At 41.9% G+C, this 25,996-nt stretch carries 27 protein-coding genes and 2 tRNA genes; 13 read left to right on the forward strand and 16 right to left on the reverse strand.

Annotated elements, in window-relative coordinates; translation table 11 throughout:
• Window positions 1–12: 12 nt before the first annotated feature.
• Complete coding sequence (locus tag ADU37_RS10120) at window positions 13–621, forward strand: hypothetical protein (RefSeq protein ID WP_058947468.1); 609 nt, start codon at window positions 13–15, stop codon at window positions 619–621.
• Here the strand turns inward: ADU37_RS10120 and ADU37_RS10125 are convergent, their stop codons facing one another.
• From ADU37_RS10125 to ADU37_RS10140, 4 genes are read right to left on the reverse strand one after another with little or no spacing between them, the layout of a single operon-like run.
• On the reverse strand, window positions 622–1,620 hold the full coding sequence (locus ADU37_RS10125; RefSeq protein ID WP_058947469.1) for a PIN domain-containing protein: 999 nt from the start codon (window positions 1,618–1,620) through the stop codon (window positions 622–624). It lies immediately after the preceding gene.
• Window positions 1,605–2,084 carry a hypothetical protein gene (locus tag ADU37_RS10130; protein WP_004069949.1) on the reverse strand — a complete coding sequence of 160 codons (480 nt, stop codon included), beginning with the start codon at window positions 2,082–2,084 and terminating at the stop codon, window positions 1,605–1,607. Before ADU37_RS10130 ends, ADU37_RS10125 begins: the two co-directional genes overlap by 16 nt.
• Window positions 2,085–2,094: 10 nt before the next feature.
• Window positions 2,095–2,556 carry a DUF2284 domain-containing protein gene (locus ADU37_RS10135; protein ID WP_058947470.1) on the reverse strand — a complete coding sequence of 154 codons (462 nt, stop codon included), beginning with the start codon at window positions 2,554–2,556 and terminating at the stop codon, window positions 2,095–2,097.
• A gap of 31 nt (window positions 2,557–2,587) precedes the next feature.
• Complete coding sequence (locus ADU37_RS10140; protein WP_058947471.1) at window positions 2,588–3,310, reverse strand: SDR family NAD(P)-dependent oxidoreductase; 723 nt, start codon at window positions 3,308–3,310, stop codon at window positions 2,588–2,590.
• Window positions 3,311–3,410: 100 nt separating this feature from the next.
• Here ADU37_RS10140 and ADU37_RS10145 point away from each other — a divergent pair, with 100 nt between their 5' ends.
• Window positions 3,411–3,947 (forward strand): YbhB/YbcL family Raf kinase inhibitor-like protein, encoded by a 537-nt coding sequence (locus ADU37_RS10145; RefSeq protein ID WP_058947472.1) that lies wholly within the window; start codon window positions 3,411–3,413, stop codon window positions 3,945–3,947.
• Here ADU37_RS10145 and ADU37_RS10150 read toward each other — a convergent pair whose 3' ends face one another.
• The 4 genes from ADU37_RS10150 to ADU37_RS10165 all read right to left on the reverse strand — a co-directional run bounded on the left by ADU37_RS10150 (window position 3,948) and on the right by ADU37_RS10165 (window position 6,061).
• Window positions 3,948–4,193 carry a PQ-loop domain-containing transporter gene (locus ADU37_RS10150; RefSeq protein ID WP_058947473.1) on the reverse strand — a complete coding sequence of 82 codons (246 nt, stop codon included), beginning with the start codon at window positions 4,191–4,193 and terminating at the stop codon, window positions 3,948–3,950.
• Between the two features lie 117 nt (window positions 4,194–4,310).
• Window positions 4,311–4,781 (reverse strand): hypothetical protein, encoded by a 471-nt coding sequence (locus tag ADU37_RS10155; RefSeq protein ID WP_058947474.1) that lies wholly within the window; start codon window positions 4,779–4,781, stop codon window positions 4,311–4,313.
• Between the two features lie 43 nt (window positions 4,782–4,824).
• Window positions 4,825–5,550, reverse strand: coding sequence for an electron transporter (locus ADU37_RS10160; protein ID WP_058947475.1), 726 nt, complete (start codon window positions 5,548–5,550; stop codon window positions 4,825–4,827).
• Window positions 5,540–6,061, reverse strand: coding sequence for a thioredoxin family protein (locus tag ADU37_RS10165; RefSeq protein ID WP_058947476.1), 522 nt, complete (start codon window positions 6,059–6,061; stop codon window positions 5,540–5,542). Before ADU37_RS10165 ends, ADU37_RS10160 begins: the two co-directional genes overlap by 11 nt.
• Before the next feature lie 112 nt (window positions 6,062–6,173).
• Between ADU37_RS10165 and ADU37_RS10170 the strand changes: the two genes are divergently transcribed.
• Both ADU37_RS10170 and ADU37_RS10175 read left to right on the forward strand, forming a co-directional pair.
• A complete protein-coding gene (locus ADU37_RS10170; protein ID WP_058947477.1) occupies window positions 6,174–6,698 on the forward strand; it encodes a CBS domain-containing protein in 525 nt (174 codons plus the stop codon).
• Window positions 6,662–7,930: a cation:proton antiporter gene (locus ADU37_RS10175; RefSeq protein ID WP_058947478.1), complete on the forward strand. Its 1,269-nt coding sequence runs from the start codon at window positions 6,662–6,664 to the stop codon at window positions 7,928–7,930. The genes ADU37_RS10170 and ADU37_RS10175 overlap by 37 nt, the downstream gene beginning before the upstream one ends.
• Here ADU37_RS10175 and ADU37_RS10180 read toward each other — a convergent pair.
• On the reverse strand, window positions 7,927–8,376 hold the full coding sequence (locus tag ADU37_RS10180; protein WP_058947479.1) for an Lrp/AsnC family transcriptional regulator: 450 nt from the start codon (window positions 8,374–8,376) through the stop codon (window positions 7,927–7,929). The two genes, ADU37_RS10175 and ADU37_RS10180, sit on opposite strands and share 4 nt — an antisense overlap.
• 136 nt (window positions 8,377–8,512) lie before the next feature.
• On the opposite strand from ADU37_RS10180, the gene ADU37_RS10185 reads away from it, so the two are divergent.
• Window positions 8,513–9,844, forward strand: a complete 1,332-nt coding sequence (locus ADU37_RS10185; RefSeq protein ID WP_058947480.1) for a leucine/methionine racemase — start codon at window positions 8,513–8,515, stop codon at window positions 9,842–9,844.
• 206 nt (window positions 9,845–10,050) lie between these two features.
• Here the strand turns inward: ADU37_RS10185 and ADU37_RS10190 are convergent, their stop codons facing one another.
• From ADU37_RS10190 to ADU37_RS11365, 7 genes are all read right to left on the reverse strand, one after another.
• Window positions 10,051–12,021 carry an IGHMBP2 family helicase gene (locus ADU37_RS10190; RefSeq protein WP_058947481.1) on the reverse strand — a complete coding sequence of 657 codons (1,971 nt, stop codon included), beginning with the start codon at window positions 12,019–12,021 and terminating at the stop codon, window positions 10,051–10,053.
• A gap of 47 nt (window positions 12,022–12,068) precedes the next feature.
• A tRNA-Ile gene (locus ADU37_RS10195) sits at window positions 12,069–12,143 on the reverse strand.
• 6 nt (window positions 12,144–12,149) lie between these two features.
• A tRNA-Glu gene (locus tag ADU37_RS10200) sits at window positions 12,150–12,227 on the reverse strand.
• A gap of 149 nt (window positions 12,228–12,376) precedes the next feature.
• Complete coding sequence (locus ADU37_RS10205) at window positions 12,377–13,198, reverse strand: HAD-IIA family hydrolase (RefSeq protein WP_058947482.1); 822 nt, start codon at window positions 13,196–13,198, stop codon at window positions 12,377–12,379.
• A 40-nt stretch (window positions 13,199–13,238) separates the two neighbouring features.
• Entirely contained in the window at window positions 13,239–13,835 is a 597-nt protein-coding gene (locus ADU37_RS10210) for a TasA family protein (RefSeq protein ID WP_058947483.1), read from the reverse strand.
• 149 nt (window positions 13,836–13,984) lie between these two features.
• Window positions 13,985–14,971, reverse strand: coding sequence for a DUF1616 domain-containing protein (locus ADU37_RS10215; protein WP_058947484.1), 987 nt, complete (start codon window positions 14,969–14,971; stop codon window positions 13,985–13,987).
• A 664-nt stretch (window positions 14,972–15,635) separates the two neighbouring features.
• Window positions 15,636–15,893, reverse strand: coding sequence for a transposase (locus tag ADU37_RS11365; RefSeq protein WP_144433266.1), 258 nt, complete (start codon window positions 15,891–15,893; stop codon window positions 15,636–15,638).
• Window positions 15,894–15,944: 51 nt separating this feature from the next.
• Here ADU37_RS11365 and ADU37_RS10220 point away from each other — a divergent pair, with 51 nt between their 5' ends.
• From ADU37_RS10220 to ADU37_RS10255, 8 genes are read left to right on the forward strand one after another with little or no spacing between them, the layout of a single operon-like run.
• Window positions 15,945–17,231: an oligosaccharide flippase family protein gene (locus tag ADU37_RS10220; protein WP_082663058.1), complete on the forward strand. Its 1,287-nt coding sequence runs from the start codon at window positions 15,945–15,947 to the stop codon at window positions 17,229–17,231.
• Window positions 17,231–17,956 carry a glycosyltransferase family 2 protein gene (locus ADU37_RS10225; RefSeq protein WP_058947486.1) on the forward strand — a complete coding sequence of 242 codons (726 nt, stop codon included), beginning with the start codon at window positions 17,231–17,233 and terminating at the stop codon, window positions 17,954–17,956. The genes ADU37_RS10220 and ADU37_RS10225 overlap by 1 nt, the downstream gene beginning before the upstream one ends.
• Window positions 17,953–19,029 (forward strand): glycosyltransferase family 4 protein, encoded by a 1,077-nt coding sequence (locus ADU37_RS10230; RefSeq protein ID WP_058947487.1) that lies wholly within the window; start codon window positions 17,953–17,955, stop codon window positions 19,027–19,029. The genes ADU37_RS10225 and ADU37_RS10230 overlap by 4 nt, the downstream gene beginning before the upstream one ends.
• Complete coding sequence (locus ADU37_RS10235; protein ID WP_058947488.1) at window positions 19,029–19,700, forward strand: hypothetical protein; 672 nt, start codon at window positions 19,029–19,031, stop codon at window positions 19,698–19,700. Before ADU37_RS10230 ends, ADU37_RS10235 begins: the two co-directional genes overlap by 1 nt.
• A 1-nt stretch (window position 19,701) precedes the next feature.
• Window positions 19,702–20,520 carry a glycosyltransferase family A protein gene (locus ADU37_RS10240; RefSeq protein ID WP_058947489.1) on the forward strand — a complete coding sequence of 273 codons (819 nt, stop codon included), beginning with the start codon at window positions 19,702–19,704 and terminating at the stop codon, window positions 20,518–20,520.
• 15 nt (window positions 20,521–20,535) lie between these two features.
• Complete coding sequence (locus ADU37_RS10245) at window positions 20,536–21,702, forward strand: glycosyltransferase family 4 protein (RefSeq protein WP_058947490.1); 1,167 nt, start codon at window positions 20,536–20,538, stop codon at window positions 21,700–21,702.
• A complete protein-coding gene (locus ADU37_RS10250) occupies window positions 21,702–22,127 on the forward strand; it encodes a hypothetical protein (RefSeq protein WP_058947491.1) in 426 nt (141 codons plus the stop codon). The genes ADU37_RS10245 and ADU37_RS10250 overlap by 1 nt, the downstream gene beginning before the upstream one ends.
• Window positions 22,124–25,855, forward strand: coding sequence for a hypothetical protein (locus tag ADU37_RS10255; protein WP_144433268.1), 3,732 nt, complete (start codon window positions 22,124–22,126; stop codon window positions 25,853–25,855). The genes ADU37_RS10250 and ADU37_RS10255 overlap by 4 nt, the downstream gene beginning before the upstream one ends.
• The last annotated feature ends 141 nt before the right edge of the window (window positions 25,856–25,996 follow it).

The following is a 25,996-nucleotide window of genomic DNA, read 5'->3' on the forward strand; positions in this document are numbered from 1 at the left end:
GTTCAACTTCATATGGTGGTTCCTGTGGAAGTACTCAAATGGTTGGAGGAAGGAGAAGACAATGCAAAGGACATAGTGGATCTACCGTGGAAAGTGACAAAAATAGCGGAGGGAGTTTATCTCGCCGAACATCCAAAAATCCCCGTTGTTCTCAACATAGTAATAACTGATGAGTTCGTTCACCTCATAGTTCCTCTCGGATTGGAAACAGTCGCCTTAGAACTGCCGGAGCGCTTGAAAGTTTACCACACCCTTTTGACGCTGAACGATAGGCTAAATCTGATAAAGTTCTGCATAACTGGGATGAATGAGGAGATAACCCTGAGGGTTGACTTGGACAGGAAAACCCTTGGAAAAGGGGAATTTAACGATGCCCTTACAAGTCTCTTGATAGGTTTGAACCAAGTTATAGCTGCCTTGGGACTTGAAGAAGAGTTTGCTAGGGCAGTTTTCGAGAGAGTTGCAATGATGGTGCTGGAAAGACTTGAAAAGGGTGCCAAAAAAGAAGAAATTCTGAACTTTTTGGTAGCTAAGGTAGGGATGGATCCAAAAGATGCCGAGGAATTCTTGAGGGAGATAATTGAGACTAAAAGCCCGAAAGATGATATTGGTTACTTTTAACTACCTTTCAATTTTTAATTCCATCAGCCTTCTGCACAGGTTCCAGTGGAAATTAAACTCTTGATGTATGTCCTTCTTAAAGACCAACTTCAATTCGTTTAGCCCAGTTTTTCCCCTAAATTCACCAAACAAAAGCACGTTGTTCATTTCTATAACACCAAAAACTGCCGCTAAATTGAAGATTAGGGTTCTCAGCCGGTAACCGGTCGCGTAGTGTTCGCTTAGCTCTTCGTGGGGGTATTCAAAGAGAAAATATTCAACCCCTTCAATTTTCGCTATGTCCGTCATGGCTATATCTGCCGTTAAGAGAACTACGAGTGACGGGGTGTTTTTGTCGAACTCCTTCAAGGTCTTTACTATCAGTTCGTCGTTTGTGTTTGCCTTTTCATCAATGCTTTTTACCTCTATTACTTTGTCTTTTATCTTTTCGTATTCTTTTAGGGCTATGTACGCTGCTTTCCTCGATTTCTTCATCCTCCTGTTGCTGAATTCTTGGAGCAAATGCGAATTGTGGAGAATTTTCCTCAGCTCTTTTAGTTGTGCTGGTTTGTACTTGAAGTTCATTGAGTTTTCTATTTCCTTCTTTACTAAATCCACTATTGCTATCTGAATCCCCTCCGCCCCCTTGAGCTTGGATAAAAACGCGTGGTACAATAGGTTGGTATCCGGAGCAAAGATTATTCTTTTCGTGAGGCTCTTATATGCGTTAAGCTTCTCCTGGAACTCATCAATGTTTGCGTAGTTTATTATTCCACTGGAAAGGAAGCACTCATAAAAATCTCTGTATGTGGGGAGGTCATAGAGATACCTTTCTTTTCCTCGGAGTACTTTATGAAATTCGTCTTCTCTGGCTAACACTCTTATTTTGTACCCCTCTCTGTAGGGAAACGCCTCTAAAAGCGGGATGTTGTAGACGGGACTGCTCACTCTTATTTTTTCTCCCATCTGGACTAAGTTGATGAGTATCTGAAGTTCAGGCTTCTCTATAATCTTTTCCATCTTCTGCCCTCCATAAAATCCTTTAGCTTTTGGATATGCAGGGGAATCATCATGTAAGGCCTATTTGCATATTCCAAGTCTCTAAGCGAGAGGTAGAAAAGATGCTCCACCTCCAGTGGAAGTGCATGGATAGCGGCTCCAGCCACCAAGGCTTTCCTTCCAGAGGTTATGTCAACAGAAACCTCGTACCCTTCTTCTTTCAGCTTTTTGAGGAGTTCTCCTATCTTCTCATCTGCCTCGAGAAAGTTGTCTTCCTCTATTACCACCCATTCTATTTCCGGAGAAAAGCCGTATTCACTGGAAATTATCTTCAGGGCTTCAACGGCTTTGGGGAGTTTTTCAGAATAGATATCTTCCAGAAAGATGTAAATCTTGTCCGGCCTATAGCCTTGCATAACCACGGCATAATAGGAGTTTATCATGGCCCAAGTTGACCTTCCGAGCATTGTGATGTATGCCTTCATGGACTCCACTTTAATCTATAAGAATGAGCCCATACAAAACACTTTCGGAGAAGTCGAGCTTGACTATTTTTGAGAGCTCTATTCCTACAGCATCTATTGAAGGCCTCACTTTACTTGGCATTTTGCACTCTCCACTTTTCTCGAATTCGCACTCTTCACAGAGGTTGCAGTTTCCCGGAAATAGTGCTGTTGCATAGAAATTCCCGCTTTTGAACAGCTCTTCCTCTCTCTTCAGGATATAATTCAGCACCTTCCTCTTTTCTTCTTCAAAATTCTCGAAGTTGATCTCAAACTTTATCAGAAGTGCTCGCTTGTAATGTTCTACCAGCTCCTTCGTTTCCTTCCATGGAGGAGCATGAGGTGGGCAGGAAGGGCTTTTTCCATAGACTGGGCAACTTCTGCACTTCCACACCGGTCTTGGTGAAACAACAATTTCCTCTGCTGCTATCTCTTTCTCCCAGATTACCCTCATAAAGGAAAAATTGAAAAATCTCAATAAAAATTTAATCCATCAACCGGCCTCCGTTAACGTCAACGACTTCTCCAGTTATGTGGTCATTTTCGAGGAGGAATATTACTGCGTGGGCTATATCTTCTGGTCTGGCTATCTCCCCGGTTAATGAAAGCTTTCTTAGCCTTTCTCTCATCTCTTCATTTATCATATCAGTTGCAACGGGTCCCGGGGCAACGGCATTTACTAAAATGTTCGGTGCCAAGTGCCTCGCGAGATTAAAAGTGAATGCTATTAACCCTCCTTTTGATGCCGCATAGTGGGCTCCTACAGTCCCGCCGTCTTTACCGGCTATTGAGGCTATGTTAACTATTTTGCCTTTCTTCATGCATTTGAGAACTTCTTGCGTAACTATGAAGGCTCCCTTTAAGTTAACTCCCAAAACTCTGTCCCACTCTTCATCGCTTATCTCCATCGGGTTTATTGTCTTTCCAAGGATTCCGGCATTGTTGATTAGGATGTCAATTCTTCCAAACTTCTGGATAGCTTTTTCCACCATCTCTCTGACTTCTTCCCTGCTGCTTACATCTGCCCTGACTACGAGGGTTTCTACACCATAAGCTCTGCACATTTCTTCGGTTTTCTTTGCGTTTTCTTCATCCCTTGCATAGTTTATAATCACGTTGCATCCCTTCTTTGCCAGAGCAACTGCAATTGCCCTCCCTATTCCTTGGGAGGCTCCGGTTACCAAAGCCACTTTCCCTTTCAGCTCCATGTTGATCACCAAAATAGATTTGGGAAATTACCATAAAAGCTTTATTAAGTAAAGGAATAATGCCGAAATGCTTTTACGTTCTTAATCGTAATATTGAAACATGAAAACCATTCCTTTGCTCCTTGGGGTTTTGGTTCTAACTGCAGGATGCATTGGAGGAGGTGAAAAGATGGATTTGAAAGTTAGCTCCGTTTTTAGAAACAACGAGTTTATCCCATCGAAGTACACCTGTGAAGGGATCGATGTGAATCCCCCGCTGAAGCTCGAAGGATTGAGCGACAAGGCTGTAAGCATAGCGATAATAGTTGATGATCCAGACGCTCCGATTGGCACCTTCACACATTGGGTGGCTTGGAATATCCCTCCTACTGGGGAGATACCGGAGAACATTCCAAAAGAAAAGATCGTTGAAAGGCCAATAAAAGTCATTCAAGGAAAGAACGACTTTGGGAGGATTGGCTACAATGGCCCCTGCCCTCCAAGGGGGCATGGGGTGCACCACTATCACTTCAAGGTCTACGTTCTCGATACAACCCTTGACTTAAAACCCGGGGCAAGCAAGAGGGATTTGGAAAAGGCCATTGAAGGGCACGTAATTCAATTTGGGGAGCTGGTTGGCCTTTATGAGAGAAGGTGATTATTTGTATCTTAGCTTAACGTAGAGATTGACGCCACTCTGGAGAGCTGCCAAGGAGTTCAAAGTTAGGAATACCCAGTCCCCTATTAGATAAGAGTAGATTGCAAGCAGTGTTGATGCGGCAACGTACACCAAGACGAACTCCAAATTCAGCGGACACTTCTTGTTTTTGATTGTTTCCCACGTTTGAGGAATCCAAGAGCTCACGAGAAGAAGCATTCCTATGAGTCCCACGAGTTCCTTCATTCTATCACCCCGCTTATTCTCTTGCACCGAGGAGCTAATAACGCGGTTTTAAAAAAGATTGTGGACTAATGCAGGTGTATTTCGGAAAAAGAAAAGCTCGGAATAATCAAAAGAATGTCAATGCTTCAATTCGGAGGCAAGCTTTGAAGTTGCCCATGTTTTGACGTCGTCATCAAGAATATCGTTAATAATCTTAAACGCTTCCTGAATCTTCCCCTGTCTTGCGAGAGCCAATGCCACCTCAGCCTGTATTTTTGACCTGTTGGATATGTCCTTTATAAATCCGGCTATTTTTAGGGCTTCATCCAGTTTGTTGAGCTCAAGAAACTCGAAGGCCAAGCTCATTAGGGCCTTTACAATGCTTTCATCGTTTTCTATCTCCAGTATGGCCTCTATCGCCCTTCTAAGGGCTTCACTGTAGTCCTTTCCTTGCTTTGCCATTTCAACCGTAACCATCGACATTGATTTTGCCCTTATCCCCTTGTCTGGGATGGATTCTGCAATTTGAAGTGCGTTCTCGAAGTCCCCCCGTCTTATGAGTTTTGAAACGGTTTCGTAGAGGGCTCGCGATTGGTACCATTCCTGCATGCAAACACCAGATAGATTTTGCATTTGGAAAATTTAAGCTTTCCTACATCCCAAGGATAACGTATACTCCAAGAAGTATCAACAATGCTCCAGCGATCATTGAAAGCTCCCTGGACTTTTGAACTATTCTCTGCGAGACCGATTTGCTCTCCGTTATGCTTCCAACAGTGAGTAGTATGATGAGGAGTGGAAGGATGAAGATGACGTTGTAAAGTGCCAGAAGGATTAGCGTTAAAGCCTTTCCCACCTTGGATATGAGAATTGCGTATGCCAGATAAGTCCCGGAGGAGCAGGGGAGGAGTGTGAACGATATTATAACACCGAGGGAAAAAGCTCCAAAGATAGTCGCTTCCCTTCTGAATATGTTCCTTCTCACCTCCTCCTTCTTCACTATCCTGCTTTTTTCCATGTAGCCGGTTACGAATGTGTAAGCGCCAAAGGCTATTGAAACAACCCCCGCGACCCATACCGGAATCGTCTTGGTGAGTATCACCAGCCCAATCCCGAGGAGGTAGTAGGAGATGTAAATTGCAGCAACAAATGCCAGCCCAACAGCGTAGATTCTCCTTTTGGAAATATTTTCTTTTAGGGAGAGGGCTATGAGGAGCATCGTGTAAATGACAAACGTACAGGGGTTTATCGAATCCGCACCGGCAAGTGTTAAAAGGGGGTAGATTAGATTTCTTAAGCCAAGAAGTGACAATACGCCCGCCGTTAGTCCAATTGAAGATAAAATTATTAAAAGGAGAACCCTGATTTCAGATCTCACTCGGCTCACCATTGGTGAAAATGTATTCAAGCTTATTAATGATTTCGGTCGTGTTCTCTGGGATAAGGTAGGTTTTGTCGGCTATAAACAGTACTCCCTTGACGTTTTTGGCTTCTTCAACGAGGTCATCCGCGTATTCAACCGGAAACTCCCCGTTTACTATTGCGTATAGCTTCCCATCGTAGAATATCCCCGTTACCGGAACACCGGTCACTCCGAGGATTTGGTAGAGCTGCTCAAACATCTTTCCGTTGTAGTCGTTTCCCTGCAGCTCATAGTATGTTAAAGCTTCTTTTCCAAAAAATTTTGGTATTTCTTCTTTCATTTTCTTACAGTGGGGGCACGTTGCCAGTCCGTACATGTAAAAGTGGAATTTTGCCTTGTCCAGTGTGAAAGTTTCCGTTGCTGTGCTGGAAGAGGGAGGGATAGACGTGGTAGTTTGATTGCCCGAGATGCACATGCTGGTGAACACTATCACCACAAGGAGCAAAACCCCTAAAGCTTTTTTCATCAAAATCACCTAATTCAATGGTATACTTTGTGGGTTATAAATGTTTAGGAATGTAGATTTTTTAGCACGTAGCTTTTTAAGAACTTTTAAATAAGCTGATGGTGGTGAGAGTATGAATGACGTTGAGAGGGCTCTCCAGACCTTTTATTCAATGAAGCTAAAAGACATAATGCCATCAATAACCTCAATGCCCATTGTTACGGTTGATTCCCCCATCCTTGATGTGCTCAAGCTGCTCAGGACGAGGCATCACGTATGGGTTGTGAACAACAAGGGTGAGATGAAACTTGAAGGAGTTATAAGGTATCTTGATGTCGTATGTCTTCTTCTTCCCCCAGAAAACACAAAGGTAAGGCTTGGCAACATAAGCGCGGTTTTTAAATCCATTCTGGGAGGGGCGGAAAAAGCCTCCGATGTAATGGAGCGCAATGTGATGACAATAGACGAAGATGCCACGGTTTTAGATGCACTGACAAAGATGAGAAGGTACAAAGTGCAAATCTTGGCGATTGTCGATGGAAACAATACTCTGAAGGGCGAAATAAGCCTGAGGTTGCTCATTGACGAGTTCCTAAGACTGATGAAGGTGGGTGGTGTGCAATGGCTCCAGAGTGGGTCCTCTTCACCCTCGGAGTAGCCCTTATCTTTGGAAAGATTGGAGATCACTTAATGGAGCGATTTGAGCTTCCGGGAGTTTTGGGCGAGATACTGATGGGCATGATATTGGGGAATCTAATATATTTTGGCCTGGTAAACCCTGAGTATCTTACACTGCACTCTAATGAAACCTTTGAATTTCTTGCTCGCTTGGGCATAATTTTTCTCCTCTTCTTGGGCGGTCTTGACATGGATGTTGAGATGCTCAAAAAGACCGGTGCTGTTGCAACTGTTTCTACCCTCACGGGGGTTTTTGTTCCTCTGGTTCTTGGGTACTTTGGGCTCAGGCTAATGGGATACCCCTCCAAGGAGGCATTTGCCGCCGGGATTTTGTTGACGGCAACCAGCATAGGAATAACTGTTAGGGTAATGATGGATCTTGGCGTTTTGAGGAGCGAGGTAGGAGTGGCTTCTTTGAGTGCGAGCGTTATGGATGACTTCCTTGGAATAGCCCTAATCATATTTGCGGTTGGTACTGGAAGCCTTCTGGGATTAATAAGCAAGATGGCTGTCTTCTTCATCATCACGGGTTTGGTTGCGTGGTATACGATAGAAAAGTACATTCGCTTTTCGGAATGGCTGCATGTGGAGAAAGGGGTCCTTGGTATGGTGCTCGCTTTGATGTTCCTCTTTTCTGCCTTGGCGGAGCACTGGTTTGATGCCGCCATAGAGGGCTCATTTATGACCGGTCTGGTTTTATCAAAACTTCCGGAGGGCAAAAGAATAATGGAAGACGTGAAGGCAATAGCCTATGGTTTTTTAGTTCCTGTATTCTTCGTGTACACCGGGGCGATGCTTGACTTGAGGGTTTTTACCAGCTCTGAGGCCCTCTCCCTTGCGGGAGTTTTAACAACGATTGCAGTTATTGGAAAAGTTCTCGGCAGAGGAATAGGGGCTATGATTATGGGGTGGAGCACTAAAAAAGCCCTCCAGATGGGTATTGGTTCAATTCCACGAACGGAGGTTGCACTTGTTGACCTTATGGTGGCAATTCACGGAGGCGCAATCCCAGAAAGCGATGCCCCGAAGTTCATTGCGGCTACTCTGGTTTTCATAACTGTTTCTGTTTTAATTACTCCACCACTGCTCAGGTGGGCATTTAAAGAGGAAATTGAGGCCATGAAACAAGGAAAAGCCGAGAAGAGGGTGGAAGCGGTGCAGGAGACAAAGAGGAGAATCTCACTATTGAAGAGACCAAGGAGGAATCGCTAAAATACCCTTGCATATCCCCATTTTCTAACGCTTGTTAGGATTGAGGTTTCCGTGCTCTTTATTCCTTCAATTTTTCCAAGCTTTTCTATTAGAAAGTTCTCAAGTTCCTGAAGGTCCTTCACGGTTACCTGCATTAATACGTCGTGGGCCCCGGTGGCTATTCCCAAGACATCAACTTCCGGAAGTTTGGAAAGCTCTTCAACTGCTCTTTTGATTTTGTTGGGCTCGATGTCAACGGCTATAAACGCCACTATGTTGTAGCCAGCTTTGAAGGGGTTTATTAAGGCGGCGAACTTTCTTATTACTCCTTCTTCGATGAGCTTTTTTACCCTGAGCCTTACGGTTGATTCGGGTATTCCTATTCTCCGGGCTATCTCGGAATAGCTCATCCTCCCGTCTTCTTGAAGCAACCTCAAGATGTTCTTATCCGTTTCGTCCAATTTCATTTTGTCACCCAATTAGTATTTTGTTTAAATATTGTACTGATGAATTTTAAATGTTTTGTGGTATTTTTGTCAGATTCAGCAAAATTTGACCGAAAATGCTATTAATTTCAAACGCATATTTAACTCGGTGGAAGAATTGAGAAAGGAAGAGATTATAGAGCGGTATTCACGAATCTTTCCGAAGGCTTCCCGTGTAACCTACGCCCCAATAGTTGCGGTTAAAGCTAAAAACGCGAAGGTGTGGGACATTGAGGGGAGGGAGTACATAGACTTTTTGAGCGATGCAGCCGTTCAAAACGTTGGTCACAACAACGAGAGGGTTGTTAAGGCAATAAAAGAACAGGTTGAGAGGCTTATTCACTTCACTTTTATCTACGGCTTTACACTTGAGCCCCTTCTACTCGCGGAAAAGCTTGCTGAAATTTCTCCAATTGAAGAGCCAAAAATAGCCTTCGGTTTAAGCGGGAGTGATGCAAACGATGGGGCAATAAAGTTTGCCCGGGCTTATACCAAAAGGAGAACCCTTTTAAGCTATCTTAAGAGTTATTACGGCTCAACTTACGGTGCATCAAGCATAACAGGTCTTGATTTTCATGTTAGGGCGTTGGTGGGGGAGCTTAGCGACGTTCACTACATTCCTTATCCGGATTGCTACAGATGTCCCTTTGGAAAAGAGAGAAACTCCTGTAAAATGGAATGCGTCGAGTACATTAAGGCGAAGTTTGAGGGAGAAGTTTATGCAGACGGCGTTGCCGCTTTGTTTGCCGAACCGATTCAAGGAGATGCTGGAATGATCGTGCCTCCGGAGGATTATTTCAAAAGGCTCAAGAGAATCCTCGATGAGCATGGGATTCTTTTAGCTGTGGATGAAGTCCAGAGCGGCCTTGGGAGAACTGGGAAATGGTTTGCCATAGAGCACTTCGGGGTTAAGCCGGACATAATAACCGTGGCGAAGCCCCTTGGTGGTGGCTTGCCAATAAGTGCCGTAATCGGAAGGGCTGAGATCATGGATTCCCTACCCCCTCTGGGGCACGCCTTTACCTTAATCGGAAATCCCGTGGCGAGCAGGGCCGCTTTAGCTGTTATTGAGGAGATAGAAGAGAAGGGTCTCTTGAAAAGGGCGGAAAAGCTTGGAAGCTATGCTATGAAAAGACTGGAAAAAATGAAAAAGGAGCATGAGCTAATTGGCGACGTGAGAGGAAAGGGGCTTATGATAGGAGTTGATTTAGTTAAGGACAGGGAGACCAAGGAGAGGGCATATGATGAAGCTAAGAAGGTCGTCTGGAGGGCTTATGAACTCGGATTAATCGTTGCTTTCCTACAAGGGAACGTCCTGAGAATACAGCCCCCGCTAACGATTGAGAAAGAAACCCTCGATGAGGGCCTTGATAAGCTTGAAAGGGCAATAGCCGACGTTGAAGAGGGCAAAGTCGGGGATGAAGCTTTGAAGTTTGTTCAAGGCTGGTAGCTTTTTTTATTTACTGCTGTCTTTTGATATTGGAGCACTTGTTTTGGGAAGCTTAGCAGTTTTTGTGGTCTCACGGGTGGATTTTATCCTAAACTTTGCCGTGGCATCTTCAATGAGAGCCTTTTGGCAGTGGTTCCGCTTTTCAGCATAATGGCTCTTTCGTTTGTGTCTCCATTCTCAGTTCTTCCACAAATAAGAAGGAAAAATTAATGTGTCTCTGCATTTCCAAGCCTTATGTACCTCCCATGCCTTTTCACGAACTCCAAAAAGCGTTTATACGTTGGATGGGCACTTAGGGTTCCGCTGTCGCCAACTGCAATCAGCTTTCTCTTTGTCCTTGTTAGAGCAACGTTGAGCCTTCTCAGATCAGTTAAAAACCCCAGCTCAGCGTTCTTGTTTGACCTGACAAAAGACAGTACTACCACCTCTTTCTCCCTTCCTTGGTAGCCATCCACACTGTGAACCTCAATTTCTTCACCGATTAGGGAGCGTATCAAATCCACCTGGTCGTCGTAGGGTGTGATGATCCCTATCCACTCCTCCTTAACCCCCATTCTTAAGAGCCTCTCAACAATTTCTTTAACCAGAAGGGCCTCGAGGGGGTTTTCTCTTGAGGTGGAGCCTTTCCTCTGCCTCTCCCACTTGTCTCTTCTCTCCGCTGTATCGACAAAAACGAGCGGCTCTTCTCTTTTTAGGATTGAGTCCCAGGGCTCTCCGAAAAACGGTTCCCTCACTTTCAGGTTGGCTAAAGTTATGTTCTTTACGCTTTCATCCGCTTTTATTTTGCCATCGTAGAACTCTCTGCTCGGAAACTCCATGAGCTTCTCGTTCATCCTGTACTGTATTTCGAGCATCTTCGCTTTCTCTGGGTAAAGCTGGATAAGCCTTTCAAAAAGCGTCTCGCTGAGCTCCTTTGCCTCTTCACTTAGAATTGTTGGGGGTAGCTGCTTGTGATCTCCAGCGAGAACAAAGCGTTTTGCCTTTGCGATTGGAATTAAAACACTTGGAATCGTCGCTTGGGATGCTTCATCTATTATCGCAACGTCGAACTCCACATCCCTTACAAACTCAAGGGCTGCAGAGGAGTTTGTGCTCAAGATTACATCCGCTTTGTCGATTATTTCTCTGATTATCTCTTCCTCTATCTTTCCGGCAAACTTGTAGAGCTTCTGCACCTCCTCGTTTAGCACTATCCACCGGGCCATCTCCTTAACGTCCTTTGCGGGGACTCCCCTTGCCCCTCTGCCCTTCTCGGCCAGCTTTAGGATTTGCTTGTTGGTTAGCCCTCTTCTAAGGCCTGGCGCTGGTCTTTTGTGTTGATCCCTCATCATGGCCAGTCTCTCGGCTTTATTTCTAAGCTCTCTGACCCTTCTGTATCCCTCGTGACTTTCAACCTGAAATGCGAGGGTTGATTCCTTCAGGTGCTTTGAGACCCGTGAGGGATGCCCAAGGCGAACGAGCTTAACCTTTCCCCAGAGCCTTTCAACGAGGTTGTCAACTGCTACGTTGCTCTCAGCTGTTGCGAGAACTTTGTTTCCTCTCTTGACCTCTTGGAGGATGAGCTCGGCAAGGGTTCTCGTCTTTCCGGTGCCAAAGGGGCCGTGGATTAAAAAGAAGTCCTCGCTACCAAGGGCAAGACTTATAGCTTCTCTCTGTGTGGGGTTGAGGTTTTTATCGAAAGGTTCAAATTCTTGGAGGATGCTCTTCAAGGGTTTTTCTTGTTTTAGGATGAGCTTCAAAGCTTTAACGCCATTTTCGCTGAGACTTTTTAGGTTCTCTATCTGCCTTCTGAAGGTTACATCGTTTGCATAGAGGTCTATTCTAACGTTTCTCAAAGCCCATGAAGGGACGGATTCCAAGGCGACAACAATAAACCTGCTCCCCTTTTCAACAACGGTTCCAACAAGGTCACTCATTAGAGGATTTCCCCGGCTGATTAAAACAAGATCCCCGACGCTTATCTCTGTTTTAAATGGTTCCCTCCTTCCATACTTGACGAGCTTAAAGCCGAATTCCTCACCGGTTATTTTTCCGTTGAGGTTCAAAACAGCTCTACCAAGCTTTTCCCTCTCGTAACCCCTTAACTTCTTTATCTCTTCGCGCATTGCTTCTATCTCAGCCTCTCGCTCAAGCTCGACAAGCTCGATTAGTTTTGCAATGTAGCTTTTGACGTGCATGACCCATCACTGGGGAAGTAAAAAACTCCTGTAGAAGAGCGTTTTAGTGGGCCCGCGGGGCTTCGAACCCCGGACCTCCCGCTTATCAGGCGGGCGCTCTGACCAGGCTGAGCCACGGGCCCATTGTTTGGTGCCCCGGCCGGGATTTGAACCCGGGGCGCGGGATCGAGAGTCCCGCATGTTTGACCGGGCTACACCACCGGGGCGTCGATGTTGATAACCAAAAATTAATTTATAAATCTTTCGATGCTCCATGTGCTCCATTGGAATCTTAACGGAATTAACGCATGGTGGAACTGGGCATGAAAGCTGAAATGTCCATGTGATTTCTAAAGCTTATGGGGTGAAAGTTTCTTTAATGCTCTTTATTCCCGTGGTTTTGTTGCTCCAGGTAAACCTCCAGATATTTTATGAGCTCCTTAACGCTTGGCATAACAACGTCGGGTTTTGCTTTGCTCCTTTCGATGTCCTCAAGTGTATTAACCCCGGTGAGCACCATTATCGCTTTGGCGTTTATCCTCCTTGCAAACTCTATATCTGTGTCTAGCCTATCCCCCACAACCCAGATTTCATCGGCGTTCAGCTTCTCTTTTACAACTTCAAAAACCGGCCTGTTGGGCTTGCCGATTATTAAGGGCTCCTTCTCTGTTGCAGCTTTTAGGGCGGCAATTATCGAGCCGGCCCCAGGTAGAATGCCCTCTTCACTTGGGTAAGTTGTGTCGGGATTAGTCCCTATGAAGAGTGCACCATTCCTTATGGCCAAACAGCCGTATTTGAGCTTTTCGTAGGTTAAAGCAGGGTCAAGGCCGACCACAACGTATTCTATTTCCTTCCATCGTTTTCTTGCCTCCTCAACGCTTATTATGGGCCATCCTATTGATTTTATCTCTTCCAGAAGTCCTTCTCCACCGATTGCAAAAACGTTGCCCCTCTCAAAGTTTCTGCTCAAATACCTAGCCGTCGCATATCCTGAGGTTATTATCCTATCTTCCCCAACGTCAATTCCCATCTTTTGGAGCTTTTCCCTGTACATTCTGGCATTTCTCGTGGAGTTGTTGGTGAGAAAAATGAATGGGACTTTATTCGCTTTTAAAAACTCGATAACCTCATTTGCTCCTTCAATGGGCTCTTTCCCCCTGTAAATGACACCGTCCATGTCAAAGATGATTCCGATCATAACTGGCACCAAGAAAGAAAGGGAAAGGGGGTTTAAAAATTCACTGCTCTGCGTAAATTTGAAGAGAAATTAAGCACAGGTCTTTTTGGATTTCATTTCCAGCTTCTGGGTTCACGAGGAAGAACATTGAAACCTTGGCCACCTCTGACGGCTTAAGAGGGGAGGTGAGGATTGATATTGAGTGACTGTTTAGATCGAAAAGGGTTTTTCCGGAATAATCGTTTAGGGTGTAGGTTTGGTTTTCAACAGTTATGGTTATCCGCTCCAGTATGAGGTTCCTGCTGAGCTCTCCAGCATCTGGGCTCGAGTCCACCAATGCCTCTGCATCGATGAGATCTCCATTTTCCAAGTCTTTGATGCTTGGGATTATTAGTATCTTGGAGACGTTGAAATCGCCGCTGTTTTTTATGTAGAACTCCGCCTTTACTTCGTCTCCGGGCTTTAGGTCATCGAAGGCGAAGAGCCTTAAGTCGTTGTAAAAAGTATTTCCGGTCTTGCTTATTCTGATGTCAAACTCTCCCGTTGAAATTTCGTTGTTCTCTGAGGTGCTCACGTCACTGAAAATCGCCATCCCTATCCTGAAGCCTGCTGCACCAAGTAAAAGCCCTACAAATATAAGGCCCAGTTCTCTTTTCATAGCTTTCACCCGGGGAGTTTTTACAATTATTTTAAGTAAAATGTTAATTAAAAAGTTTTTGCCAGCATTACTACATTTAAGTAAAATGCAAAAGCAGATTGCCCTTACTTTTGAAAGCCGTTCACGGAGGACAAGAACTCCACAAAAATTCAGATCTCCCTAACTTCAATGTTGAGCTTTAGAGCCTGTATTTTGCCTTCTATGGCATCCAGAATTCTCTGCGTGGCATTTGTTTGGGCATAATCGCCGTTTACTGGGCTTGGCAGTGGCGGTCTTTCATCTTTGAAGAGTAGAAACCAGAGCTGCCACTTTCCGGGCTTGTCCATGCTGAAGGTGTAGTTCCTCTCCCACTGCGGTGTCCAGTTACCTTCGATATCAACTGGCTTGTGGGGGAGCGTCACGTTGAAGTAATCCATAAGGTACATGTTATTGATATGGGTTTCATTCGTTTCGAAGTCGTATGTGAGGTTGACCAGCCAGACTTCGACGTGATATGTTACGTTTCTATACTCATGATTTGCTATGCCCATTATCACCGTTCCGTTCTCCCCAACGAAGAGCCTCGTCGGATAATCGGCAGCTTTTCCTCCCGGCCCGAGGATGTAGAACTCCGTAAACTTCTCCCCAGGCTTCGGGTGGGTTATGACGTAGCCAAGGGTTGCTATGGAGGAGATGATTGCTATGATTAAGATTACCGTCAGGACTTTGTCGAGTTTGCTCGCTTCCTCCCACTCGAGCTCTTCTTTGATCCTCTCAATGCTTATTCTTGGAATCCAAGGCTCAATGGCATTAACCCTTCTGTATATTGCTACAAGGGCGAAGATTATGTTGAAGACGGTTAAGCTCACGAGGATCGGAATTAGCCTTATTCCCCAGGGGGTGTAGTTGAGAGCCAAACCGATTAACGGCACGATGGCAATGCTTAGACCAAAGCTTAAGGCCAGTCTCTCGAGGTTGTCAAGCTCTTTCTTCTCTGGGAATAGGGCTGTTATGAAAACGTAGCCCGGAAAGAAGAGCACGAAGGCTAAGCCAAGGGCTTTTCTAAGCAAACTATCTGGATAGAAAGCTATGAGAAGGTCAAGGAGGAGCGATAGTGTGATTATTGTTATTAAATCCCAGTAATCTCTAAGGTTCATTTGACCACCGGAGGGATAAAGAAGGGAAGGCTTAAAATTCTTCGCTCATCTAGGTATTCTGGTTGATATTAGTTCTGGGAACCACCCCCACCTGTTATTCAGAATCAACGCCAGAAAGTCCAAATAACCCTGCAACTCAAGCTGGCACACGATACTTCCTCAGATAAGCCCTCAGAAAACCGTGCCTGTTCTCACAACTGTTAACATGCTCACAACGTGCAAACTCCCTCCCAGAATGATTAACCCGCTCATGAGAATTAATAACCCCCAAACCCTCCCTCAGAGAATCATAAATGGAATACTCGTCAGTAAACTCCCGCAATCAAATTTCCAACTCGATGCTTGAGCTTCTGAGGAAAATCCCGCAGATTCTCAAAGACAAGAAAGAGAACCTGCCCCGTCTTCCTGTAGAGTCACTACCGGCGGTTTCCGGAGTTTGCAGTCCCTCTGCCGCGTTTGTGCCTGCCTCTCTGCCTGGGATTCTTTTTTAAAGCCTTTACTGCCGGCGTGGGGGTAAACTTCGTCAATTTCAATAACATCCTCCAGCCTGACTTTAGAGTTTCCGGCTATCCTCTGCACTTCGTGGACGAAGTTTAGGACTGCTTGGTAGTCCCTGTTGAGTTATTCTGAGATTAGTTTGGTGCTTTTGTGGGGCATTGACCCGTTAAGTCATTTCGTTGATTGGGAATTTGTGGTGGTCGAATATTGTTCCTGTTAGGTCGTTGAAGTGTTTTCCGCAGTTTTTGCAGTGGTATTTCTGGGCTCTTTTCGGCGTGTGTCCGTTTTTCTGTGATGTTTTTACTGCCGTAGTATTAGCTACTCCGTTTGGCCAGCGGATTTGTCTGATTGTCTTGTAACACTCTTCTTGGTCTGGTAAGAATAATCTTCGGGCGATTATGTCGTTTGTAATTGCCCCTGTCATAATCTAATACTTGGGAAGAAAACTTAAAAACCTTTCAGCCACAATAAGTAGATGAGCCATGATAATATAGGCATCTCAGAGGGGTTAGAGATAATGAATTCACTAAAAACCGTAATATCTAAACACGGTCTCTTCAGGGATACGTTTATCATGATGGTTGCAGTAACACTTTCAAATTTCTTTAACTACCTATATCAGCTCTCCATGGGGAGGCTATTGACTCCGGTAGAGTATGGAGAGCTTTTTAGTTTGTTGTCCCTATTCTATATATTCTCAGTATTCTTTACAACGGTGAACACTTCCATAACAAAGTTTACATCAATTTACAAGATAAACAATGAATATGGGAAAATTAAGACAATTTTGGTGAAGGCTAGCAAAAGTCTAGCACTAATTGGTGGGCTAATTTTCTTGGGCGTAGTGATTTTAAGCCCATATATATCCAAGTTCCTCAACATTGATAATTCTTTATTAGTGATTATACTCTTCGCATCAATACCCTTCGGATTTGTTCTCCCCGTGTATCAGGGAATTTTGAGGGGACTACAAAGATTTGGAGCTTTGGGGATAAGCGTCTCTTCATGGTCGTTCTTTAAACTCTTCTTTGGTGTTGTTCTTGTTTTGCTTGGCTTTGGGGTTGTTGGTGGCATTTCTGGGATGTTTTTGGCTCATGTATTTGCCCTTTTTATAACATTGGTCTTTCTCGGGGATTTGCTTAAAGTTAAAGGAGATGATGGGATAAATCTTAGAGATATGATGAACTACAGCAGTTTAGCCTTTTTGGCAATATTTGCTTATACAACAATGTGGAACATTGATGTTATTTTGGTTAAGCATTATCTCTCTCCTTTGGAAGCGGGGCAGTATTCTGCCATCTCTGTGCTGGGGAAAATCGTTTTGTTTGCTCCTGGAGCAGTTGGTATGGTAATATTCCCAAAAGCCGCTGAGATGCATGAGAAAGGGGAAGAGCATTTTCACGTATTGCTAAAGGGATTAGTTTTGACGCTTTTGATCTCTGGCGGAATGGTTTTAGCCTATGCTCTGTTCCCAGATTTTATTATCACGTTTATTTACGGAGGAAAATACCTAAATATTGCGCCGTATTTGTGGAAGTATGGCTTGGCGATGATGTTCTTTTCGTTGGCGGGTGTAATGGTTAATTATTCTTTATCCATAAACAAGATAAATATTTCTTTCTATCTATTAGGACTGCTCGCAACTGAGATAGTCCTGCTGTCTCTTGGTAGTAGGAACATTCCTACAATAATAAATATGTTAACTGGAGTAAGCATTTTAATGGTAATTGTGCTGTTCATATATACAGGGAGGCAGAAGTAATGCCTACAATATCAGTGCTAATGCCTGCATACAACGAGGAGAAAAACTTGGAAAAAGCAGTTAGAGAAACGATGAAAGAGTTGAAGGGATTGGACTACGAAATAATTATAATCAACGATGGCTCCAAGGATAACACATTGCAGGTAGCAAAAGAACTCTGTGAATCATTTAGAGATGTCAGGTTAGTAAGCTATTCTAAGAACAGGGGGAAGGGGTATGCCCTGAAAAAGGGCTTTGAGAAGAGTAAGGGTGAGATAATCGTATTCTTCGATGCGGATTTAGATATTCCTCCTTTTCAAATAAGAAGGTTCTTGAAAACCCTCCAAAATGGGTGTGATGTTGTCATAGGCTCGAAATATCTCCCGGGAGCAAGAGTTAGGTATTCTGAAAGAAGGAGGCTGTTCAGCATTTGGTATAGAACACTGGTTAAAATGTTGCTCAAGTTAGATGTCAGTGATACTCAAGTTGGACTTAAAGTGTTTAGGAGGGAGGTTTTAGAGAAAGCATTTTCCAAGATTTTGGTCAAAAAATATGCTTTTGATGTGGAACTTTTGACCGTGATAAGTATGTATGGGTACAAGATTTATGAACTGCCAATTAAAATTGAACATAAAAGTTTTGATTCCTCTATAGGTTATAGAGCAATAGCAAGAATGTTCATAGATACTATGGCAATATTTTACAGGAAAAACATTTTGCATTACTACAACGGTGATAGTAAATGAGAGTGCTGTGGCTTAACTGGAAAGATATAAAGCATCCAGAGGCTGGGGGAGCTGAAGTTTATACTCATGAGATAGCGAAAAGGCTAGTTAAGAAGGGTTATGAAATTACGCTTTTTACCTCATATTTCGATGGAGCTGAAAAGAAAGAAGAAATTGATGGAATTGAAATAATCAGGGGAGGGAAAATAGTTGGCATCTTTGACACTGTCTATTCACATGCAAAGAGATTTTACAGGGGAAATAAAAATGATTTTGATATCGTAATAGATGAAATAAACACCCGGCCATTCTTAACTCCAAAATACGTTGATAAGCCAATAATCGCGTTAATACACCAATTAGCAGTTGAGTTTTGGGATTACAAAACACCATTCCCGGTTAATCTTGTTGGAAAACACTTTTTGGAGCCATATTGGCTAAAGCATTATGTGGATATAAAAACGATAACTGTCTCTGAATCTACAAAGGAGGATTTGGAGAAATTAGGGTTTAAAGATGTTGAAATAATTTACAATGGTCTGGATGGAAATATTTTGGATAAGGTTCCTGAAAAGGAAGATGAATTTACGGCTATATTTGTTGGCAGACTAACTCCAACCAAAAAGCCTGAAGACGCTATAATGGCGTTTAAAATGTTTGATAAGGGCAAACTCTGGATCGTTGGGAGAGGAGAGCTTATAGAAAAGCTTAAAAAACGGTATAATTACGATAATATTGACTTTAAAGGCTTTGTACCCGAAAAAGAAAAGATTGAGTTCATGAAAAGAGCTCATGTATTATTAGTCCCCGGAATAAGAGAAGGCTGGGGGAGGGTTGTGATCGAGGCTAACGCCCTGGGAACTCCCGTCATAGGCTACAACGTTCCTGGGTTGGGGGATTCAATAAAGCACAACTACAACGGTTTGCTATGTGAACCAAATCCCAAGGCTATGAGCGAAGCGCTTGAAGAATTGTATGAAGATGAAGCCCTTAGGAAAAGACTAAGCGAAAACGCTTTAGAGTGGGCTAAAAGATTCAGTTGGGATGAGAGCGCGGAGAGGTTTGAGAGAGTTTTGGGGGTGGTGGTAAGATAATGAATAAATTATTAGGACAACTATTAGGTCTCAGAGATAAATGTGCAAAATATCAGGATGAGATTAACAACAAATCGGAAAGAGGTAATGGTATAAAAGCAGGATGTTTTGGCATGATACATAACTATGCTGTAGCAACGCTTGAGCTACTAAATTTCTACAAAATAGTATGGGAAAATCCTAAAGTACTTGGGTTAGAGGTTCCAAGAATGGATGAAGATCTCGAAAGAGCCAGAAAAGAAAATGCGGAAAGAATCATAGATGCCACAAAATGTTTGTTTATTAAAAGTTTATCAGCTATTGAATATTCTGCAAAAGAAGCAATCAAAGATAAAGAACATCCTTTGCATTCATGGTATCAGGAGCAAAAGAGTAAAAACAGACGGATTTATCTAAGTGGAATAATCTCTGAGTCTTATAGAATGGGACTGGTCAATAAAAAACAAAAAGAATATTGGGATTGTTTAATATATATGAGGAACATGATCGTTCACAACAATGGAGTTGCTGATAAAAATGTAAAATATAGGATCAATGATTTGGAGATTGTATTTGGAGAGAACAAAATGACAAAAGGAAAGCTGGATACTTTCGTTAAATTAACGGACATTGCAGTGGATTTATACTATAGTTGGGTTTTGGTTTCAGAAAAATATAAGACCGGTGAGTGAAATGGAGAATAAAGAGATGCCATTGGTTTCAGTGATTATTCCGACGTATAATTCAGAAAAAACGATTGGAAGGTGTTTGGAATCCATTAAAAACCAGACTTACAAAAACATAGAGATTATTGTTGTTGATAGTTTTTCGCAAGATAAAACGGTTGAAATATGCAAAAAATATAATGCAAAAGTTATCCAAATCAAGAGCGAGAGGACAAAAGCGAAGAATGTGGGGTTAAAGGATGCGAATGGAAAATACGTCCTTTTTATTGATTCTGACATGGAATTAACTCCAAAGGTCATAAAGGAGTGTGTTATACTGATTGAATCAGATCCTAAAATTGGTGGCATAATAATTCCCGAACGCTCTGTCGGTAATAGTTATTGGGTCAAGGTTAGAGATTTTGAAAGAAGTTTTTATGCTGGGACTGAGATAGAATCTGCAAGATTTTTCAGAAAAGATCTGGCTTTACAAGTTGGGGGTTTTGATGAAGATGTTGTGTTCTTTGAAGAATCTACACTCCCTCAGAAGATTGAGAAACTTGGATATAATGTAAAGGCGAGAATCTCATCGTATATTCTCCATCACGAGGAAAACTTCTCGTTATTAAAATGGCTTAAAAAGAAATACTACTATGGAAAGACAGCTAGGAGGTATAGGGCAAAATATAGAGAGTATGGAAGCAAGCAGATAAGCCTGTTTTACAGATTTGGATTGTTTTTTAAGAGGAAGAGATTTTGGAGTAAACCACATTTGGCTTTAGGTGTAATTGTTTTAAAAGGATTGGAGTATTTAGCAGCTGGTATTGGGTATTTAAGGGCATCTTAAAAGGAGGAGTGAAAAATGGAGATTCCTCAGAAAGCATTGTTCATAGCAAATGGTATAGGTGTTGAGGATGGAAAACCAGGAATAAGTGGTGGAGACATGAGATGGATAGAAATTGCTAAAAAATGGCAGGATATGGGAATTGAAATCCACGTATTAACTCAAGATGCAGGAATAGACCTCTGTGAGAGAGTAGGACTAACCGTAGAGTTTCACAAGATGGAAATGCCAAGCGAGTACTCGGTAAATGGTTATCTTTTAAGGGCTCTCAATTCTTTCAGGCTTCCCAAAGAACTTACAAGGTTTGAAGGAATAATATACGCCTCTACTGAGCATTGGTATGACGTAATTCCGGGGGCATTAATTAAAAGAAAGAACCCCCGGAGCAAATTTGTAGTAGTAGCTCATTGGGTTGCACCACTAATAAGAACTGGAACTTCACTCATAAATAGCATCCTATTTTACATAAATCAGCGTATGGGTTACTTTGTTGGCAAGAGATATGCCGATATCTTCTTGGCAGTATCTGAACCAACTGGAAACGATTTAAAAAGAATAGGGATACCCGAGTCCAAAATAAGGATAGTTGAAGCGGGAGTAGATTACGAGGAAATAAGAAGAATTGCCTCTCAAGTAAAAGAAAAAGAATTCGACGGGGTATTTATGAAAAGATTCGATGGCACTAAAGGTGTCTTTGATGTAGTGGAGATATGGAAGCACGTTGTCTCAGAAATTCCAGATGCGAAATTAGTCCTTATTGGTCATGGAACAAAAGCAAATGTGAAGAGACTAAAGAGAATGATTCAAGAGAAAAAACTCGAAAACAGTGTGTGTATTCTCGACCCAATCTATGATTTTGAGGAGAAGTTTCGGACACTTGCAAGGGCTAAAGTTTTTCTCCTGCCCAGCTATGAAGAGAACTGGGCTATCGTCATTGGGGAAGCCATGGCAACTGGATTACCGGTAGTGTGTTATAATTTACCAGAAATCCAACCAATCTGGGAGGACAACGTTATCTGGGTTCCAAAAGGAAACAAAGAAGAGTTCGCTAAGAAAGTTGTCGAATTACTTCAGGATGATGAGCTTAGAAAAAGACTTGGGGAAAAAGGGGCTGAATTTGTAAAGAAGTATGATTGGGAAATGATAGCTAAGAAAGAACTTATAATAATCTGGGGGGAACTATAATGGTAAGTCGAAAAGAAGCTATTCCCAAGTTGATCACTATTGAAACGAATAAGGAGATAATTCTAGGTTTTTCAATCTCACCTTTTTTAGTAGATGCTAGAGAGGCTAATGAAGAAACTACTTTTTGTTTTAGATTTTTAGTAACCTCAAAATTTCATATAGATCCCCATGATGCGGTAGGGGTCTTTGACAAGTTTATGCTTTTAAGTGATGGTTCTATATATTACTCGAATCAAATACTTCCTAAAATTAGGCTTAATTTAATATTCAAACCCCACAAAAACGAAATTCAGGTCAATCCAATATACCTAAGATTAATAAAAGAGAAGATTGGCTCTGTGTATCCACCGGGGGTATTGTTATTAGACTACGTCTTTGTTAAACTTCTTACACATAATTTCTTAACAATGGAGGGTAAAAAATGAAGAGACTCTATATACTTTTAGTAGTTTGTATATATTTGGTGATATCTTTCCTTTCGGCTGTTCACTATATTTTCTCCCCGGGTGTTGTTGGATTTAGGCATGATTGGAGCATCCCACCGTTTCCCGATCAGTTGTGGGATATGTTTTCTGAAGCAATATTCCTCTGGAACCCAATCTCAAGCGAAGGTGCATCTGGAGTTCCGAATACTATGTTATATGGGAGACTACTTGAATTTATGCTGACCCTTTTCTCTGGATTTAATGGTGAAATACTGTCCAAAATTATTGTCCCCTCATTTATGTTGATTTCACCTTTAACAATGTTTTATCTTGGTAAAACACTGAAATTCTCAGATAAATCAGCATTTTTTATGGGTCTTTTCTATATGTTGACTCCTGTACTTTATAATAGAGTTATTGCCGGGCATCATCTTTATAATTTTGCATATGCAATTTCACCTTTATTTTTTGCATTTTTACATAAATACATTTACTACAAACAAAGATTTTCGTATATTCTAATGGCCGCATTAGTATTTGGTGTGTCGGCTATTCAAGTGCAGTTCCCCCTAATGTTGGCGTTTATGGCAGCTCTGTACTTGTTGACATTTGCTGTATCGAGAAGAAACTATGCCTCACTTGTAATATCCTTAAAAGCAATCGCTATTCTTATAGTGCTGTTCATTATATTCAACTCTTTTTGGATTTTAACAATGTTTATGAATCCAGAAACATTGTCTAAACTTGTGCTAAATAAAGCAGCACCAATTAGTTATCATGAAATTATAAACGCTCCTAAACTTTTTCCAGCATTTTTAATAATTGGATATAATCATGTTTATGATCCATTTTACCTTTATACTCATAACAAACTGCCTAGTTTAGTTATATACTCCTTGTTATCCTTGTCGATCCTTTCGCTTATAGCAAGCATCTCTGCTATTAACAAAAAAGAACAATCATATCTCGTTGTATATTCACTTTCGTTGCTTTCCGTTGGACTATTCTTTGTGTCTGCTGTAAACGGGCCATTCCCTCAGTTGTGGAGACTTCTCTATACCAAAATACCACTTCTTTCGGTATTTCGTGAGGTATACCATTCAATGTTTGTAGTGGCATTTGCATATACGTTACTTATCGGAATACTCATAGAAGAACTTCAGAAAAAAATCACTTCTTCCAAATTAAAAAACCTATTGGTGCTGACAATGCTATTTATAATATTAATCTCGGGATATCCTTCTTTGAATTCCTTTATGCACCAATTAAACATATTGAAATATGGAACTAGTGACGTAGAGGTATACAATTTTCTGAAAAATAACTCTGAGATATATCGTGTAGTTTATGTGCCATCGTTAAGTCCGATAAAATATCCAACTGCAAATTGGCACTCTTTGGATTTGATGATTAAATATAGTCCTAAGCCAACGTTTTCTCAACACGTAAAGAGGATATCCCCCTTGGAAGGAATTCTGCAATATTATATATTGGCATCAATTGAAAAGCCTGAAAAAATAGGGAACGTCCACAAATTACTCGAAAAGATTAGCGTAAAATATATAATTTGCAGACCTGCTTTTGTGTCATATTATCCATATTATGTGCCTATGTTAAGATACCTCAATGAGGTTTATGGTAGCTCGACACTTTATAATAATTGGTTTAACACAAGCATTAGGTGCAACAACATAAAAAACACTGTGAAAGTAATAGTGGAATTCAACAACATATATGTAGTTCAGATAGATAACACCCCATTTATCAACGTCGGAGAGTTTCCAGTAGTTTTCTCTTCATTCAACAGTTTATTGTCAGCAGTTCAATATTTGAACAGTAACGAATTTGCAATAGTTTTGAATCCACTTCTGAGGGAATTTCCAATTATTGATATCAGCAACACCTTTGTGTTCGATAAAAAATCCTCGTATGGCCTATACCTAATAAGCTCTAATGCCAGTACTACTTTATTTATAAGCCCAAGCGCACTAAACAACAGACCCGAGAATGGCTGGGCAACTGATCTGCTTAGTTGGTATATCCATCCCTCCATTGCTATAGCCCCAGTCTATGGTGGGAATATAGTACTTACATGGGCTTCTCCGAAGGTAAATTTAAAGGAAAACTTATCAATCTCCAACTTAATTGCCAGTTGGGACTTCATATCTCAGGATCAAGTTAAAGAGTGGAAAAAGAACACTCCAGAAAGTCAGTTTAATGCTATTCAAACAATTTCATGGGACAAAGGTGAGCAAGCCCTTAGGGTAGAACTTTACAATTCGACTTGGGGCTGGAAGACAATAAGGTCTCCTTTAATTCCTGTAAAATATGGCCACGTTTACAGGTTTGTATTTAAAGTTAAAGGTGAAAATGCCCATGCAGTTCATGCGTATATTAGAGAATATGATGCTAATAAGACGCTGATCGAAGATTCTTTCCTCTACTATCCTTCCATAGGTGATGAAACTTTTAACTGGAAAGAAATAACTATAGATTATATACCAAAAAATGAAAACACCAGATATCTCCAGCTCCAAATATGGCATGGTCATGAAACAGATAAACCGTTGCCCAATATAATCTGGGTAGATGATGTGAGAGTTTATGACATAACAAACTACACTAAGCCAGTCACCCTTGAAATCCCCTTCAAAGTCGATAAAACCGACAATTACAAGCTTTTCATTCGCTACTTTAAGAACCAGGAAGGTGGAGCAATAAGAGTTTACCTAGATGGGACTCCAATTTATATCAAGACCAAAGACCAACTCAACAAATTCGTTTGGGAAGATCTAGGCACATTCAAACTTGAAAAAGGGGAACACAAAATAGTTCTTGAGAACGTTAGAGGTTTCAATGCAGTTAATCTGTTTGCATTGCTACCTGAGGATGAGTATTACAAAGCAAAGGGAGAAGTTGAAAGGTTATTGCAGAACAAAACCATAATCTATCTATTTGAAGCGGAATCCGACTTATACAGGGAAAAAGCCGAGGTCATAAAAGACTTCAATGCAAGCAATGGGGAAGCTGTAAAATTCAAAGATAAAGGAAAAGCGTGGCAAAATGTGGAAATCGTGAAGAACAGTACCTATAAACTTGCATTAAAAGGGGCAGGTACATTTAATGTATCCATAGGGAACTACAGCTATATTTTGACTTTAAACAATCTAACATTCAAATACACGCCAATGTTCTACTTGAGAAATGGAGAGTACAAATTAAAAATTATCCCCTTATCAAAGAATGCAATCTTAGATGTAGTCTGGCTCTACTCAGCAAACAACAACGAAACACTTGAAGAACTCTTCCAAGTCAATGAAACTCCCGCCACAGTCAAAAACTACACAAAAATCAACCCGACCCTCTGGAAGGTTAGGGTCAACGCAACAAAACCCTTCTTCCTCACCTTCGCCGAATCCTATGATCCACTGTGGGAAGCGAGGGTTTACAAGGACGGCAAACTCATAGAAAAAGTCTCTCCAGTTCCAGTGTATGGAGTAATCAACGGCTTCTGGGTCAACCAAACCGGAGACCTTGAAATAGTCCTAAGGTACACCCCTCAGGACTGGTTCGAAAGGGGATTAATAATCTCCTTAACAACCTTCGTCTTGAGCATCTTTTACATCTTCTACGACTGGAGGAGAGAGAAGAGCGATAGGTGGGCTAAGAGATTGGAAGAGAAGTTCAAAAAACTAACCAGTAAAGTTAAACGAAAATTGAGCCCTTAACTAGAGAAAGTTGCGGGAGATGAGTTCAGCTTTGTGAAACTTTTCACTTTGATATTTCAAAGGTTGCGAGAAGAGCAATAAATGGGCCAAGAGATTGGAAGAGACGTTCAAAAGAGTATCGACTTTAGATAAGTAAATTTA

The organism is Thermococcus sp. 2319x1 (assembly GCF_001484685.1).
GTDB lineage: Archaea > Methanobacteriota_B > Thermococci > Thermococcales > Thermococcaceae > Thermococcus_A.

What these genes read in the sequence shown, in the direction of transcription:
- ADU37_RS10210 (WP_058947483.1), bottom strand. Translation starts at nt 13,835, where the DNA reads ATGAAAAGAGAACTGGGCCTTATATTTGTAGGGCTTTTACTTGGTGCA.
- ADU37_RS10150 (WP_058947473.1), bottom strand. Translation starts at nt 4,193, where the DNA reads ATGAAGGAACTCGTGGGACTCATAGGAATGCTTCTTCTCGTGAGCTCT.
- ADU37_RS10165 (WP_058947476.1), bottom strand. Translation starts at nt 6,061, where the DNA reads ATGAAAAAAGCTTTAGGGGTTTTGCTCCTTGTGGTGATAGTGTTCACC.
- ADU37_RS11365 (WP_144433266.1), bottom strand. Translation starts at nt 15,893, where the DNA reads ATGACAGGGGCAATTACAAACGACATAATCGCCCGAAGATTATTCTTA.
- ADU37_RS10240 (WP_058947489.1), top strand. Translation starts at nt 19,702, where the DNA reads ATGGAGAATAAAGAGATGCCATTGGTTTCAGTGATTATTCCGACGTAT.
- ADU37_RS10145 (WP_058947472.1), top strand. Translation starts at nt 3,411, where the DNA reads ATGAAAACCATTCCTTTGCTCCTTGGGGTTTTGGTTCTAACTGCAGGA.
- ADU37_RS10205 (WP_058947482.1), bottom strand. Translation starts at nt 13,198, where the DNA reads ATGATCGGAATCATCTTTGACATGGACGGTGTCATTTACAGGGGGAAA.
- ADU37_RS10180 (WP_058947479.1), bottom strand. Translation starts at nt 8,376, where the DNA reads ATGAAATTGGACGAAACGGATAAGAACATCTTGAGGTTGCTTCAAGAA.
- ADU37_RS10235 (WP_058947488.1), top strand. Translation starts at nt 19,029, where the DNA reads ATGAATAAATTATTAGGACAACTATTAGGTCTCAGAGATAAATGTGCA.
- ADU37_RS10215 (WP_058947484.1), bottom strand. Translation starts at nt 14,971, where the DNA reads ATGAACCTTAGAGATTACTGGGATTTAATAACAATAATCACACTATCG.
- ADU37_RS10125 (WP_058947469.1), bottom strand. Translation starts at nt 1,620, where the DNA reads ATGGAAAAGATTATAGAGAAGCCTGAACTTCAGATACTCATCAACTTA.
- ADU37_RS10225 (WP_058947486.1), top strand. Translation starts at nt 17,231, where the DNA reads ATGCCTACAATATCAGTGCTAATGCCTGCATACAACGAGGAGAAAAAC.
- ADU37_RS10250 (WP_058947491.1), top strand. Translation starts at nt 21,702, where the DNA reads ATGGTAAGTCGAAAAGAAGCTATTCCCAAGTTGATCACTATTGAAACG.
- ADU37_RS10245 (WP_058947490.1), top strand. Translation starts at nt 20,536, where the DNA reads ATGGAGATTCCTCAGAAAGCATTGTTCATAGCAAATGGTATAGGTGTT.
- ADU37_RS10230 (WP_058947487.1), top strand. Translation starts at nt 17,953, where the DNA reads ATGAGAGTGCTGTGGCTTAACTGGAAAGATATAAAGCATCCAGAGGCT.
- ADU37_RS10135 (WP_058947470.1), bottom strand. Translation starts at nt 2,556, where the DNA reads ATGAGGGTAATCTGGGAGAAAGAGATAGCAGCAGAGGAAATTGTTGTT.
- ADU37_RS10255 (WP_144433268.1), top strand. Translation starts at nt 22,124, where the DNA reads ATGAAGAGACTCTATATACTTTTAGTAGTTTGTATATATTTGGTGATA.
- ADU37_RS10155 (WP_058947474.1), bottom strand. Translation starts at nt 4,781, where the DNA reads ATGCAGGAATGGTACCAATCGCGAGCCCTCTACGAAACCGTTTCAAAA.
- ADU37_RS10220 (WP_082663058.1), top strand. Translation starts at nt 15,945, where the DNA reads ATGAGCCATGATAATATAGGCATCTCAGAGGGGTTAGAGATAATGAAT.
- ADU37_RS10130 (WP_004069949.1), bottom strand. Translation starts at nt 2,084, where the DNA reads ATGAAGGCATACATCACAATGCTCGGAAGGTCAACTTGGGCCATGATA.
- ADU37_RS10190 (WP_058947481.1), bottom strand. Translation starts at nt 12,021, where the DNA reads ATGCACGTCAAAAGCTACATTGCAAAACTAATCGAGCTTGTCGAGCTT.
- ADU37_RS10175 (WP_058947478.1), top strand. Translation starts at nt 6,662, where the DNA reads ATGGCTCCAGAGTGGGTCCTCTTCACCCTCGGAGTAGCCCTTATCTTT.
- ADU37_RS10140 (WP_058947471.1), bottom strand. Translation starts at nt 3,310, where the DNA reads ATGGAGCTGAAAGGGAAAGTGGCTTTGGTAACCGGAGCCTCCCAAGGA.
- ADU37_RS10170 (WP_058947477.1), top strand. Translation starts at nt 6,174, where the DNA reads ATGAATGACGTTGAGAGGGCTCTCCAGACCTTTTATTCAATGAAGCTA.
- ADU37_RS10120 (WP_058947468.1), top strand. Translation starts at nt 13, where the DNA reads ATGGTGGTTCCTGTGGAAGTACTCAAATGGTTGGAGGAAGGAGAAGAC.